Raw genomic sequence first — 13,188 nt, 5'->3', positions numbered from 1 at the left:
TTCAGCTGATCAATTAGCACCTTATGATGAATTGATGATTCCATTGGCAATTAAGATTGCAGAAGAAAGAAAAGCTTTAATGAAAAATTTTCTTCCGTTTTTTCAAGAGTTTTATCAAGATTTATCGGATGGTCAGGAAGAGGTAAGCATAGATTACGATACTCGCGTAACTAATTCATTTGAAACAGATTTTAAATCCCAACAACAAAAGGATTTTCGGCAAGGCAGAACTACAATGGGAATTCATAAAGATGATTATGTGTTTCTTTCGGAAAGTAAACCCGTAAAGAAATTCGGCTCGCAAGGACAGCAGAAATCATTTGTAATTGCCCTAAAATTAGCGCAATTTGAACTTCTGAAATCATCTAAAAATCAAAAGCCGTTACTTTTGCTGGATGATATTTTTGATAAACTGGATGATAAAAGAATTGCCTATTTATTAAAAATGATGGCAGATGGTAGATTCGGCCAAATATTCCTGACCGATGCCAGACCCGAAAGAAGTAAAGAATATTTGAAAGATATCAAGGCAGAAAAAAAATTCTTTGAACTGGACTTAACGCCTAAAGAAAATGTATAAAAAGAAAAACCCACATCCCGCCAGCGTCAGAAAATCGGAAGCTACTCCGCTTGGACAGGTAATCAATGAAATGTTTGATGCTTATCATCTAAATCGAAAGGTTGATCAAACGCAAGTGGTGAATCTATGGCCAAAAGTAATGGGAAAAGCAATCGCCAGCAGAACTAAAGGAGTTTTTATGAAAGACAATAAGCTTTTTGTTACAGTTGAATCCAGTGCTCTAAAGCAAGAATTGCTTATGAGCAAAGAAAGAATCATCCATTTATTCTGGGAAGAATTAGGCAAAGAGATCGTAAAAGACATAGTGCTTCTCTAGCTCCTAAGATTTTGAAGTGCGTAATTATTAGGGTAAAACAGCTGTTCTCTAACAAAAGTAAGTATTTTTGCTTTATGGTTATTTAGTGTCTGAAAAATTGCCTACCTTATTTTTATTTAAAGCAAAGGTCTATGCATTTTTCTTACTTTATTCAACAGAAACTAAAATTAGCCTCCGCCATTACAATTATACTTGTAATTGTTTTGATCAATAACCGGTGGGAAAATAATAATATAAATGAGTTAGGTGAAACTTTTGGTTCAGTCTACAAGGATAGACTTTTAGTAGAAAACTATATTTTCAAATTAGCAACTGCCACTCAAGAAAAGAAATATTTACTTACTCAGTACGACTCTAAAATAGATTCTAAAATTAAAAGTGAAATTTTAGCCCTCAATAATAAGATCGATTTTTTACTTAAAGATTATCAAAACACTTACTTAACGGTTGCAGAAAAAGCAGTTTTTAAAGATTTTCTCCAAAATAATTATAAACTGAGAACATTAGAAAAGAAACCTAAACAGGAAATTGCTGGATTAAATATTCTGTATGATAAAAATATAAAATTATTGAATGAGCTTTCGAAAATTCAAATGACAGAAGGAGAGGCTTTATATAAAAACTCACGTTCCATAGTAACCAGCAATGCCAGTATTTCTTATTTAGAATTAGGTTTATTGATAATTTTAGGACTTATAACCCAAGCTTTAATTTTTAATTCCAAATCAATACCAGTCAATTTTAGGAAGGATAAAAATAATTTACCTTTGAATTAATTAGTTTAAATTATTTTAACTTCTTCCTGATTTACAGTTATACACCTTATTGTAAATCTGTTTAAAATCCCTATTTTTGTGACACCTTTCCAGGATCTCCGCACGAGGAATCTGACAAAATTCAAAATCATTTAAATTTCTTATTTATGCAAAAGTGGAAAAAACTATCTCAGCAAGAGATTAGAAAAAGGATATTTTCTGCACTTTCAGAAAATGTAGATTATTATACTGAAAACATTATTGGTTTACCGGCTTCTCATTTAGATGATAAGGTGTTTTATCAGAATGCTCCTTTTTTGGAGGACGCCCCTTATTTATCCACTTTAATTCATAATCCTAATCATATTGGTTGCCATACTTTAGGCGAATCAGAAAGCTTTTTTAAAGGAACTCAAGAACTTGAAAAGGAGGTGATTAAAATTTGTGCAGAAGATATATTGTATTGCAAGACCGAATATGATGGCTATGTGGCATCGGGCGGTACAGAAGCGAATATGCAAGCAGTGTGGATCTATAGAAACTATTTTAAGCAAAAGAATGGAGCAAAACTTAATGAAATAGCACTCATTAGCTCAGCAGATGCTCATTACTCTTCAGCAAAAGCTTCTAATGTTTTGCAAATTGATTTCTACAAAGTTGCTGTAGATGAAAATGATCGCTCTATCAGCAAAGAAGCTTTAGAAGACACCATTTCTCAAGCCCAAGAGGATGGTAAAAAATATTTTATCATTATGGCCAATATGATGACCACCATGTTTGGATCAGTAGATGATGTCAATATTTATACTGATACTTTTACTGAAATTGACTTGCCTTTTAAGCTTCATGTGGATGGAGCATACGGAGGTTTTTTCTATCCTTTTGCAAAGCCTGAAAATGATTTAAATTTTAGCAACCCTCATATAAATTCAATTACACTCGATGCCCATAAAATGCTTCAAGCTCCTTACGGAACAGGAATTTTCCTAATCCGGAAAAACTGGATGCATTATGCAAACACTCAAGAAGCAAGTTATGTAGAAGGACAGGATTTCACTTTAATTGGATCTCGTTCCGGGGCAAATGCTATTGCAATATGGATGATTTTAATGACCTATGGACCCAATGGTTGGTATGAGAAAACATTGGTCTTAAACCACAGAACACAATGGTTATGCAAAGCATTGGAAGATAAAAACATGGAATACTATAGATATCCTGATGCCAATATTGTGACGATTAAAGCCCAATATTTAAAGCCAGTTATTTGCAAAAAATATGGTTTAATTCCTGATAATCACAAGAATCCAAAATGGTACAAAATAGTAGTAATGGATCATGTCACTATTGAAAAGTTGGAGTTGTTTTTAGAGGAGGTTTGATAGCCCAGCCCTCTAACCTTAAAAGCCGCCTAACCCCAAAAGGAGGAATTTATTCCCGGGGGATAAAAGCAAAGAACAATCTTCGAGCGGTTTGACGGTTTTTCACCGTCTAATCGCTAAGAAATGAGTGCTGTTATTAAATACAGGATAAGTCGTGGTGGAAATGTCCTAACTATAGCATTGGTTAACAAACAATATTTTTAACCACAATAGAGACAAAAGAACACAAAAGTTTTCTGCTAAAGCAGAAAATTTGCTCCATTATCTTTATTCTAATCGCTTCAAACATATGGATATATCTTGTTCCGTGCGATCATCCCCCTTTGGGGGATTATAGGGGGCTGGGGCTTGGGGGCTGTTTAACTATAAGGAATAATCTCAATAGGTAATCTGCATAAGTTTGCAAAATCCTCTCCTATTTCCATCATATCATCATCAGATTCTCTGTAAAACCATTTAATCTTCACTTCCTTACCATCTTCATCGATCAATGATTCCATTTTATGAATCATATCCAACATCAATTTGGAAGTACTTGTATTAAAGTAATCTAATCTGAAATGTAATTCAGTTACTGGCAATGGGTTTTCCATATACCGATTTAAATGATCGAAAATTGGAGAAAATACATCCATAGGGTTCTCTGGGATCGAAGAACCTGAAATTTCAAAAAACCCCTTCTCTATATCTATTACTACAGTGGGGCGCTGATGTGTACCTGACATTCTAAACATATACCGTCAAATATGATAACAAAATACGTTAATTTCAAAATCTTGAACTAAATTTCGATAGTTATCAGTTTTTTTACTTTAAATAATAATATTTCTAGTGTAAACTAAAGTTAATCATTTACAAATAAGGTTACCTAATTTCATTTAACTAATTTAGTATTAGATTTAAATTTTTCACAAAAAACATTCAAAAAGAGGATATAAATAATTTTGACAACCATAAAATGAAAAAATCAGCTTTATTATTTTGCATAATATTAGGCTTGTTCTCTTGTAATCAAAACAAAGACATGGGAAACAATAGAATTACTATACAAAATTTTCAAAATTACGATCAGCATTCTTTTGCTAAACCTCAAGAAGCCTTAATCACCCATTTAAATTGGGATGCCATTATAGATTTCGATCGCAAAACTATTCAGGCTGTAGCCCAATATGATATCCTAAAATATCCCAAGTCTAAGAAAATAATCTTAGATACAAAAAACTTGGATATTCAAAAAGTCTGGAGAAATCAAAATGATTCTATAGAATATGAATTAAAAGAAATCAATGAATTATTAGGCCAAGCTTTACATATTCCTTTATCTAAAGATACCAAAACCATAAGTATTCAATATAAGACCTCTCCTGATGCTGAAGCTTTACAATGGTTGAATGCACAACAAACCACAGGGAATTCACCTTTTTTATTTACTCAGTCTCAGGCTATTCTTTGTCGATCGTGGATTCCTATTCAAGATTCTCCTGGTATCCGTTTTACTTACGAAGCTAAAGTAAAGGTACCTGAAGGAAATTTAGCCTTAATGAGTGCTGAAAACCCAAAGGAAAAAGATACTACTGGGTATTATAGTTTTAAAATGCAACAGCCAATCCCTGCATATTTAATGGCATTGGCCGTTGGGGATTTAGAATATCATAAAACAGGATCTGAAACAGGAATCTATGCTGAGCCTGCCACTATGGAAAAAGCGATTGCTGATTTAGAGGACTTACAATCATTCTTAGAAACAGCTGAAGAGCTTTATGGGGGATATAGATGGGAACAGTTTGATGTATTAGTTTTACCGCCAAGTTTTCCTTTTGGCGGAATGGAGAACCCGCGATTAACTTTTGCAACTCCTACAATTTTATCTGGCGATAAATCATTAGTTTCCTTAATTGCTCATGAACTAGCACATAGCTGGTCAGGAAATTTAGTAACTAATGCTACTTGGGATGATTTCTGGCTAAATGAAGGATTTACAGTTTATTTTGAATACCGGATTATGGAGGCCCTCTACGGTAAGGATTACTCCGAAATGCTGGCTTCTATCTCACTTAAAGAATTAAAGCAGGAATCTAAAGAATTGATTGATAACGGAAATGCTAAAGACTCCCATTTAAAATTAGATTTAGAAGGTCGCAATCCAGATGTAGGAATGACTGCCATTGCCTATGATAAAGGCTATTTCTTTTTGAGAAAAATAGAAGAGCTTACTGGAAGAGAAAGATTTGACAATTTTTTAAAGCAATATTTCAATGAATACACATTTGAAAGCATCAATACAGAGCAATTTCTTTTATACATGGAGCAAAATTTATTCGGAAAAAATGATATCGAGCTTCCAAAAGATTTATTTTCCAATTGGGTTTATGGGGCTGGAATTCCTGATAATCTACCGGAACCAAATTCTGAAAGATTTAGAAAGGTTGAGAACTCAATTGCAAAATGGTTAAATACTGGAAATATTGATACTTTAAAAACGCAAGACTGGAGCACCCATGAATTCTTACACTTCTTTCATCAAATGCCAGATTCTATCGAATATACTGAAGTAAAAGCATTGGATGAAAAATTTGATTTTACCATTAGCGGTAATGCGGAAATATTAACTGAGTGGTTTTTATTAGCTATTAAAAAAGATTATCGCACTGCCTATGGTGCAATGGAAAACTTTTTAGTCAATACTGGCAGGAAAAAGTTTTTAATGCCAATTTACAGTGAACTAGTTAAAACAGAAACCGGAAAAAGGCTTGCTTTGAATATCTATAAAAAAGCAAGACAAAATTACCACTATGTCAGCTACAATTCGTTAGATAAATTATTAAATTACAGTACCGATTGAATTTCTAATAAAACTAAACTGAAAATGTATAAAATAGAAAGACTTTTAGTTGCACTTGACTTAACTGAAATGGATGAGTTATTGATAAAATACACATCTCATTTAGCCGAATTTTTGAAAAGTGAGAAAGTGTATTTTATTCATGTTGCTAAAGACTTAGAACTATCTGAAGACTTAAAGAAAAACTACCCTGACCTGATGGCTCCGAATGATGAATCTATTGCAGATTCAATCAATAAAATGGTTGAGAAAGCCTGGGAAACTGATTATGAGTGCGAGAAAGTAATTGAGATCAAGGAAGGAGATCCATCTGACCAAATATTAAAGTGGGTCAATATTAAAGATGTTGACATGATGGTGTTGGGTAGGAAAAGAAAACTGAAGGGTGGAGGAATAATACCTCAAAAAGTAGCAAAAGTCGCACACACTTCACTAATGATGGTCCCTGAAGATTTTGAATTTAAGTTAAACAAAGTGGTAGTGCCTATAGATTTTTCTAAACATTCCAAACTGGCAGTGGAAGAAGCTTTAGCAGTTACAAAAGAAAAAAACATAGGATTAACCTTATTGCATGTTTATAGAGTACCCAGTGGCTACCATAAAACAGGAAAAGATTATGATGAATTTGCAACCATTATGAAAGGGCATGCAAAAACTGATTTCAATGACTTTATAAAAAAGAACGACTTTCCTCAGGATACTGATTGTCAATATGTGCTAGATGAAGATGATTCCCCAGCAGATAAAATATTTGAATTTGCTTCGGATCAAGGAGCCGATATGATAATAATGGGATCAAAAGGAAGGACAGGATTAGCTTCAATTTTATTGGGAAGTGTTGCTGAAAAAGTGGTGGTTTACGACAGCGAAATTCCTTTGATGATTGTAAAAGAGAAAGGCGAAAATATGGGCTTTTTAAAGGCCTTGCTTAAACTGTAAAATTACAAAAAACAACCTTTTCCAAAGTTTAAAACTTTGGAAAAGGTTAAGTTCTATCCTACAGTCTTTTGCTCATAAATTTCGGCTAAAGCATCAACTGCTTTATCAATTTCCTCTGCAGTATTATATTTACTAAATGAAAAACGAACATTAGGTCTTTCAGAAGCTTTTCCTAATTCAGCAATCACATGCGAACCAACATCACTACCACTGCTACAAGCAGAGCCACCACTTGCTGATATCCCTTTAATATCTAAACTAAATAAAAGCATATCACTCATATCCGAAGGGGGTAAACATACATTCAATACGGTATAAAGACTTTTATCTTCGTCTTCGCATAACCCATTAAATGCTACTCCTTCAATTTTGGTTTTTAGCTTCTTTATCATTCTATCTTTCAATCCCTGAATATGGTTTTGATGTTCTTCCATATCTCTATAAGCTATTTCCATTGCTTTAGCTAAGCCTACTATTCCATAAACATTTTCCGTTCCTCCACGCATGTTTCGCTCTTGCGCACCACCATGAATAAAAGGATGAATTTTATGTTCATTGTTAATGTATAAAAAACCAACTCCTTTAGGACCATGAAATTTGTGAGCTGCCCCTACTATATGTTGTGCTTTAATTTCCTGTAAATTATGATTGTAATGTGCCATGGTTTGCACAGTATCAGAATGAAAAACAGCTCCATACTGCTTACAAAGCCAACTAACTTCTTCTATATCCAATATATTCCCAATTTCATTATTGCCATGCATTAATGAAACAAGACTATCCGGATTTTTACTCAACCAATCTTTTAAAGCATCTAACTCTACTGAACCATTTCCATCCAAAGGAACAAAATCCAACTCAATTTGACCAGCTTTTTCCAAATGTTGAAGCGTATGCAATACCGCATGATGTTCTATTTTGGAGGTCAGTACTTTTTTAATCCCTTTTTGTTCAATACTGCATCTTAAAGCAGTATTATCAGCTTCTGTTCCACCTGAGGTGAAAAATATTTCAGAAGGAGAAGTATTCAATAATTCAGCAATTGTCCTTCTTGACTTTTCTATGGCTGCTCTTACCTCTCGTCCATGAGAATGAATAGATGAAGGATTACCATAATGATTCAGCATAAAAGGCTTCATCGCTTCAAAAACTTCTGGATCTAAAGCGGTGGTTGCTGCATTATCTAAATAAATACCTGCCATAATACTAGTTTTCTTTATATGCAATAATCTCCTTAATATCAGATATCATTTTCTGTGCTAAATGCTCAGCTTTTGATTCAGAATCGGATTCAGAATAAATTCTAATGATGGGCTCAGTATTTGATTTACGCAAATGCACCCATTCTTTATCGAATTCAACTTTAACACCATCTATAGTATTAATAGGTTGATTTTTGTATCGCTCTTGAATAGCTTCCAAAATACCATCAACATCAATTTCAGGAGTTAATTCAATTTTATTTTTAGAGATATGATAACTAGGAAAAGTAGCTCTGAGTTGTGAGCAAGATTTTCCAAATTTTGCTAAGTGAGTAAGAAATAATGCAATACCAACTAATGCATCTCTACCGTAATGTAATTCAGGATAAATAATACCTCCATTACCTTCTCCACCGATAATTGCATCGGTTTCCTTCATTTTGGTTACTACATTTACTTCTCCCACTGCGGAAGCCTCATATGTTCCTCCTCTTTTCTCAGTTACATCTCGCAATGCACGAGTACTGGAAAGATTAGAAACAGTATTCCCTTTTTGCTGACTTAAAATATAATCTGCTACAGCCACTAAAGTATATTCTTCTCCAAAAGGAGTTCCATCCTCATTTACAATGGCTAATCTATCCACATCAGGATCTAATACAAATCCTAAATCGTATTGTCCATTAGCTAATTCATTGCTGATATGTGTGATGTTTTCGGGTAATGGCTCAGGGTTATGAGGAAAATTCCCATCAGGGTAGCAATAAAGTTCTCTTACTTCTGCTACGCCCAAAGATTTTAATAGCTTAGGAATTGCAATACCTCCTGTACTATTTACAGCATCCACTACTACTTTAAACTTTCTCTCACGAATAGCTGCCACATCTACCAATGGTAAATCAATTACCATATCTATATGTTTTTGGATATAATGATCTTGAGTCGTATATTTTCCAATTTTCTTTACTTCGCTAAAATCATAATTTGAGCTTTCCGCTAAATCCAAAATAGCTTGTCCGTCTTCTCCAGAAATAAACTCACCTTTATCATTCAGGAGTTTTAAAGCATTCCATTGAATTGGATTATGACTAGCTGTAAGGATTATTCCACCTGCTGCTTTTTCTAGGACAACTGCTATCTCTACAGTAGGAGTAGTTGATAATCCTAAATCCACTACATGCATTCCCATTCCCTGGAGGGTAGCAGAAACTAACTTGGACACCATCTCACCAGTAGGCCTTGCATCTCTTCCTATAACAACTTTATTGTTATCAGATTTAGTTCTTAGCCAAGCTGCGTATGCACTGCTAAACTTTACGATATCAACGGGCGTTAATCCATCTCCCGTCCTTCCTCCTATGGTTCCTCTAATGCCGGAAATTGATTTTATTAAGGTCACTTATTTTTTAATTTGTTTCAATCGCCAAAGGTACTAAAAAAAGGAAAGCCAATGAATAAAAAAGCTATTTCAAAGAAAGAAAGAAAAGCTTAATCGTATTTTTGTGAAAAATTCAACTTTATTTTTTAATTTGAGTTAGACTAAAATTTAACAATCTATATATTGACGGGTTACTTAAAATACTGGGCTAATGCAGGAATTCATTCAAATATGGATGATGATGAGAGGCGGAGGGTGTTCCTTACGAATGCTATGTCCTTATTCTTAGCAGTAGTCATGATTTTAGTATGGATAAATGATGTGTTTAACACTGAAAATTATTTGGCTGCCTACAGAAGAGTTGGGGTATTTATTTTGATGATTCTGATTCCTACTTTGAATCACAAAAAGCACTATAATTTATCAAAAAGTATATTTTTATTTTTCCCTGCCTTAATCCTTTTAGGTATTCCGATTGCTATTGGTGATTTTTATCCTGGTCAATTTATTTGGTTTCAATATGCTGGTGCAATTTTTTGCTCCATCCCAATTATTTTATTTGACCATAAAAAGGAGAAGATTTACATTGGCCTTTTCTTTACTTACTACCTTTTGGTAACATTGTTTATAGATAAAGTTTTACTTTATTATGGTGATCCACCTGAGGCAATGAAAGAATTAGTGACTAATTTTAGTGACTTTAAACTTCCTCCTCTATTTGTAGCATTTTTCTCAACCACCACACTTTTGTGGTATAACCGCATAAATTCTCAATATGAAAAGCGTTTAAGAAGCACTAACCAAGAATTACAAGAAACACAAGAAGAGCTTATTGCTAAAAATGAAGAGTATGAAGCGATTAACCGTAACCTTGAGGAATTGGTAAACGAAAGAAGCAAAGTCATAGAATCCAAAAACAGACAAATTATTGATTATGCGAATATCAATGCACACAAAGTAAGAGGTCCTTTAGCAAGAATAATGGGTCTGATCAATATCTCTGAATATTCCAATGACCCGAACGAACTGAAAAATATATTTGAAAAATTAAGATCTCCTTCTCAAGAACTTAATAATATTATTGATGAAATAAATAAGACCTTAGAAGATGCAGATTCTGATAATAAGAAAGAATAAATTTAATTATTTTTCTTTTTCCATTTACCAAGCTCATCAATTATAGTTTTTTTCCACAATGGTGCTTTCCGTTCATGAGCTTCCTTTCCCAATAAGTGAGAAGAAACCGGTGTTGTTAAAAGAAGTAAAAATATTATCAAGATAGCTTTTAAAATCACTGGAAAACTATTAAAATATATACTTGCGCTCACAACGATAAGCCCTACTTTGAAAGTAACCGCTTTTGTTACAGCTGACATTCGGGTATATAAATCAGGCATCTTAAATAAGCCTAAAGAAGCTATAAACATTAGTAACACTCCAAAAAAAACAAATATCAATATGATGATTTCACTAATCATTTTTCAGTTCTTTTTTTAATGTAATAAGCAAAAGCAGTAATAGAGAAAAAACCAATCATCGCAAGCACTAAGGCTATGTCTAGTAATAATTCATCATCTGAGACCATAGCATAAATCGTAATTATTCCAATCAAGTTTGCAGTCATCAAATCAAAAGTAACTACCCTGTCCATAAAGGTGGGTCCCATAATAAATCTGATTAGTGTAATAAATAATGCCACTATCAAGGCTAAAAGTGCACCCCATAAAGAAATTTCAAAATAGCTCATGATTTAATCTTCATTATTCGTTTTTCAAACCCGTTCTTGATTTTTTGCTTTGCTTTATCCAAATCTTGCTCTGGAACATCTATTACATGAAAAAATAGGGACTTTTTATCTTTACTTATTTCCAAAGTAATAGTGCCAGGTGTTAAAGTGATGAGGTTTGCCAAAAGTGTAATACTAAATTCAGATTTTAAGCTTAAAGGCAACTCCAATATAGCTGGTCTGAATTTATGGCCAGGAGACAGGATAAAATAAATCACTCTAAAATTTGAAATGATAAGTTCTTTCAAAAAATAGAAAGCTAAGCTAATAACTCCCTTCAAAGCATTAAAATATGAACGGTAATAAATAAAACTAGACAACCACAGTAACAGGAAAATAACGATTAACAAAGCTAAGATCTCCAGGCCCAAAAAGTTAAAACTGAATAAATTAACTAATCCATAACTAATGGCACTGCATAATACAAGATGTAGTATAAAAGTCTTTCTCATTTCTTTTGTTAACGTCTAAACCTCCAATTGTTTAATTAGCTGTTCCCAATACCGCTTCAATATATTGTAATGGGTTCATCAATTGCTCTGCTGCTATAGTCGCATATTTCATTAATGGCATGGAAAATAATCCAATAAATAAAGTAAATGATGCCATCAGTATTATCGGAATAAGTAAGCTCCAGTGTTCTTTAAATAAACTCTTTTCATTTGTAATAAGATTTCTATCTGGCTCTTCTTGCTGTTTTCCCCAAAACGCATTCACCCATATTTTCATCATTGAAAATAATGTAAGCAGACCCGTAATCAATACTACAAAAATCATGAGATATTCTTGTTGCTCAAAGCCTGCCTTTATCAGAATAAATTTTGCCCAGAATCCTGATAAAGGGGGTAAACCGGCTAAAGATAAAGCTACCACTAAAAATATTATCGAGAACACTGGGAATCGGTGATACAAACCACTAACTCCTTTTAAATTTGAAGTGCCTTTTATTTTTTCCACCACACCGGTTATCAAAAATAAATTGGTCTTTGCCAATATGTGTTGAATAATATAAAATATTGCTCCAGCTATTGCCAAAGGAGTGAATAGTGCCAAACCAAGAACCATATAGCCAACTTGACTCACTATATGAAAGGATAAAATTCTCCGCATATTTACTTTCGAAAGTGCACCGAATACACCGCTAAGCATCGTAAATCCTGCTGCAACCATTAATATAGTATGGGTGTAATGGACATCATGAATAAAAATCAGCGTAAAACAACGAATCAAAGCATATACTCCTACCTTAGTCAATAAACCTGAAAATATTGCGGTTACACTTATCTTAGGAGTATGATAAGAATCTGGTAACCAGAAATAGAGTGGAAACAAGGCTGCTTTAATGGCAAATGGCAACATAAATAAAACAGCAGCAACTGTCATAAGCGGTTCATTAGGATGTTCTCGAAAATAAAGGGCCACATCCGCCATATTTAAACTTCCGCTAATGCCATAAATCATTCCTACGCCAACTAATAAAAAGGCAGAAGCAATAAAACTGAGCAATGTGTACTTTACGGTGGCAATCAGTTGTTTCGTGCCATTTCCTAAAACCAATAAAACGAATGAGGAAATAAGCATTACTTCAAACCAGACATATAGATTAAAAATATCACCGGCTAAGAAAGCTCCATTTACCGCCATCATGAGAAATTGAAAGAATACAAAGAAGCTGAATTCTTTTTTCTTGTAATCAATATTTTCTAAAGCATAGATATTGACCATTAAACCTACAAATGAAGCAATGACCAGCATAATAGCTGAAAACATATCTGCAACTATTGTAATACCAAAAGGGGCTTTCCAACCTCCTACTTGAGTGGTTAATATTTCATTTTCTACAATTAAAGGAAATAAGAATGCTGTTGTTGTGATCAGTAGCAGGGAACTACCAATTATAGAAATATAGTTATTTACAATCCTATTCTTCTTAAAGAAAAGACTGATGATAGCCGTAAGCATCGGAATTATTAATGTAAGTAAAATGATGATTTTCTCGTATCCCATT

Annotated in this window: 14 protein-coding genes; 7 read left to right on the top strand and 7 right to left on the bottom strand. The window is 33.4% G+C overall.

Annotated elements, in window-relative coordinates:
• The 4 genes from Q0L29_RS15170 to Q0L29_RS15155 form a co-directional block, all read left to right on the top strand.
• On the top strand, positions 1–580 hold a 580-nt coding region (locus Q0L29_RS15170), incomplete at its 5' end, for a DNA replication/repair protein RecF (RefSeq protein WP_367275801.1).
• Positions 573–896: a DUF721 domain-containing protein gene (locus Q0L29_RS15165; RefSeq protein WP_296623010.1), complete on the top strand. Its 324-nt coding sequence runs from the start codon at positions 573–575 to the stop codon at positions 894–896. The genes Q0L29_RS15170 and Q0L29_RS15165, both read left to right, overlap by 8 nt.
• A 131-nt stretch (positions 897–1,027) precedes the next feature.
• Complete coding sequence (locus tag Q0L29_RS15160) at positions 1,028–1,672, top strand: MCP four helix bundle domain-containing protein (RefSeq protein ID WP_296623009.1); 645 nt, start codon at positions 1,028–1,030, stop codon at positions 1,670–1,672.
• 146 nt (positions 1,673–1,818) lie between these two features.
• Entirely contained in the window at positions 1,819–3,033 is a 1,215-nt protein-coding gene (locus Q0L29_RS15155) for a pyridoxal-dependent decarboxylase (protein WP_296623008.1), read from the top strand.
• A 359-nt stretch (positions 3,034–3,392) separates the two neighbouring features.
• On the opposite strand, the gene Q0L29_RS15150 is transcribed toward Q0L29_RS15155, so the two are convergent.
• On the bottom strand, positions 3,393–3,758 hold the full coding sequence (locus Q0L29_RS15150; RefSeq protein ID WP_296623006.1) for a DUF1987 domain-containing protein: 366 nt from the start codon (positions 3,756–3,758) through the stop codon (positions 3,393–3,395).
• A gap of 233 nt (positions 3,759–3,991) precedes the next feature.
• Between Q0L29_RS15150 and Q0L29_RS15145 the strand changes: the two genes are divergently transcribed.
• Both Q0L29_RS15145 and Q0L29_RS15140 read left to right on the top strand, forming a co-directional pair.
• Positions 3,992–5,875: a M1 family metallopeptidase gene (locus Q0L29_RS15145; RefSeq protein WP_296623004.1), complete on the top strand. Its 1,884-nt coding sequence runs from the start codon at positions 3,992–3,994 to the stop codon at positions 5,873–5,875.
• 24 nt (positions 5,876–5,899) lie between these two features.
• Positions 5,900–6,814 (top strand): universal stress protein, encoded by a 915-nt coding sequence (locus Q0L29_RS15140; RefSeq protein ID WP_296623002.1) that lies wholly within the window; start codon positions 5,900–5,902, stop codon positions 6,812–6,814.
• A gap of 53 nt (positions 6,815–6,867) precedes the next feature.
• On the opposite strand, the gene Q0L29_RS15135 is transcribed toward Q0L29_RS15140, so the two are convergent.
• Entirely contained in the window at positions 6,868–8,016 is a 1,149-nt protein-coding gene (locus Q0L29_RS15135; RefSeq protein WP_296623000.1) for a cysteine desulfurase family protein, read from the bottom strand.
• Between the two features lie 4 nt (positions 8,017–8,020).
• Positions 8,021–9,415 (bottom strand): phosphoglucosamine mutase, encoded by a 1,395-nt coding sequence (gene glmM, locus Q0L29_RS15130; RefSeq protein ID WP_296622999.1) that lies wholly within the window; start codon positions 9,413–9,415, stop codon positions 8,021–8,023.
• Between the two features lie 162 nt (positions 9,416–9,577).
• Between glmM and Q0L29_RS15125 the strand changes: the two genes are divergently transcribed.
• Positions 9,578–10,531: a hypothetical protein gene (locus Q0L29_RS15125; protein WP_296622997.1), complete on the top strand. Its 954-nt coding sequence runs from the start codon at positions 9,578–9,580 to the stop codon at positions 10,529–10,531.
• 2 nt (positions 10,532–10,533) lie between these two features.
• On the opposite strand, the gene mnhG is transcribed toward Q0L29_RS15125, so the two are convergent.
• The 4 genes from mnhG to Q0L29_RS15105 are packed head-to-tail and all read right to left on the bottom strand — an operon-like array spanning position 10,534 to position 13,187.
• The gene (mnhG, locus tag Q0L29_RS15120) at positions 10,534–10,872 is read right to left on the bottom strand and encodes a monovalent cation/H(+) antiporter subunit G (protein WP_296622995.1); all 339 of its coding nucleotides are present in this window, start codon (positions 10,870–10,872) and stop codon (positions 10,534–10,536) included.
• Complete coding sequence (locus Q0L29_RS15115) at positions 10,869–11,141, bottom strand: monovalent cation/H+ antiporter complex subunit F (protein WP_296622994.1); 273 nt, start codon at positions 11,139–11,141, stop codon at positions 10,869–10,871. Before Q0L29_RS15115 ends, mnhG begins: the two co-directional genes overlap by 4 nt.
• Positions 11,138–11,632 carry a Na+/H+ antiporter subunit E gene (locus tag Q0L29_RS15110; RefSeq protein WP_296622992.1) on the bottom strand — a complete coding sequence of 165 codons (495 nt, stop codon included), beginning with the start codon at positions 11,630–11,632 and terminating at the stop codon, positions 11,138–11,140. Before Q0L29_RS15110 ends, Q0L29_RS15115 begins: the two co-directional genes overlap by 4 nt.
• A gap of 31 nt (positions 11,633–11,663) precedes the next feature.
• Entirely contained in the window at positions 11,664–13,187 is a 1,524-nt protein-coding gene (locus tag Q0L29_RS15105; RefSeq protein ID WP_296622990.1) for a proton-conducting transporter membrane subunit, read from the bottom strand.
• Position 13,188: the final 1 nt, after the last annotated feature.

It is taken from the genome of Marivirga sp., assembly GCF_024636815.1.
In the GTDB taxonomy this organism is placed as follows: Bacteria; Bacteroidota; Bacteroidia; order Cytophagales; family Cyclobacteriaceae; genus Marivirga.
The sequence above is the reverse complement of the archived record's forward strand: the minus strand, read 5'-3'. Positions and strand labels throughout refer to the sequence as shown.

Excerpts from the sequence above, each read along its gene's own strand:
- Q0L29_RS15165 (WP_296623010.1), top strand. The coding sequence starts at position 573 with ATGTATAAAAAGAAAAACCCACATCCCGCCAGCGTCAGAAAATCGGAA.
- Q0L29_RS15160 (WP_296623009.1), top strand. The coding sequence starts at position 1,028 with ATGCATTTTTCTTACTTTATTCAACAGAAACTAAAATTAGCCTCCGCC.
- Q0L29_RS15155 (WP_296623008.1), top strand. The coding sequence starts at position 1,819 with ATGCAAAAGTGGAAAAAACTATCTCAGCAAGAGATTAGAAAAAGGATA.
- Q0L29_RS15150 (WP_296623006.1), bottom strand. The coding sequence starts at position 3,758 with ATGTCAGGTACACATCAGCGCCCCACTGTAGTAATAGATATAGAGAAG.
- Q0L29_RS15145 (WP_296623004.1), top strand. The coding sequence starts at position 3,992 with ATGAAAAAATCAGCTTTATTATTTTGCATAATATTAGGCTTGTTCTCT.
- Q0L29_RS15140 (WP_296623002.1), top strand. The coding sequence starts at position 5,900 with ATGTATAAAATAGAAAGACTTTTAGTTGCACTTGACTTAACTGAAATG.
- Q0L29_RS15135 (WP_296623000.1), bottom strand. The coding sequence starts at position 8,016 with ATGGCAGGTATTTATTTAGATAATGCAGCAACCACCGCTTTAGATCCA.
- mnhG (WP_296622995.1), bottom strand. The coding sequence starts at position 10,872 with ATGATTAGTGAAATCATCATATTGATATTTGTTTTTTTTGGAGTGTTA.
- Q0L29_RS15115 (WP_296622994.1), bottom strand. The coding sequence starts at position 11,141 with ATGAGCTATTTTGAAATTTCTTTATGGGGTGCACTTTTAGCCTTGATA.
- Q0L29_RS15110 (WP_296622992.1), bottom strand. The coding sequence starts at position 11,632 with ATGAGAAAGACTTTTATACTACATCTTGTATTATGCAGTGCCATTAGT.
- Q0L29_RS15105 (WP_296622990.1), bottom strand. The coding sequence starts at position 13,187 with ATGGGATACGAGAAAATCATCATTTTACTTACATTAATAATTCCGATG.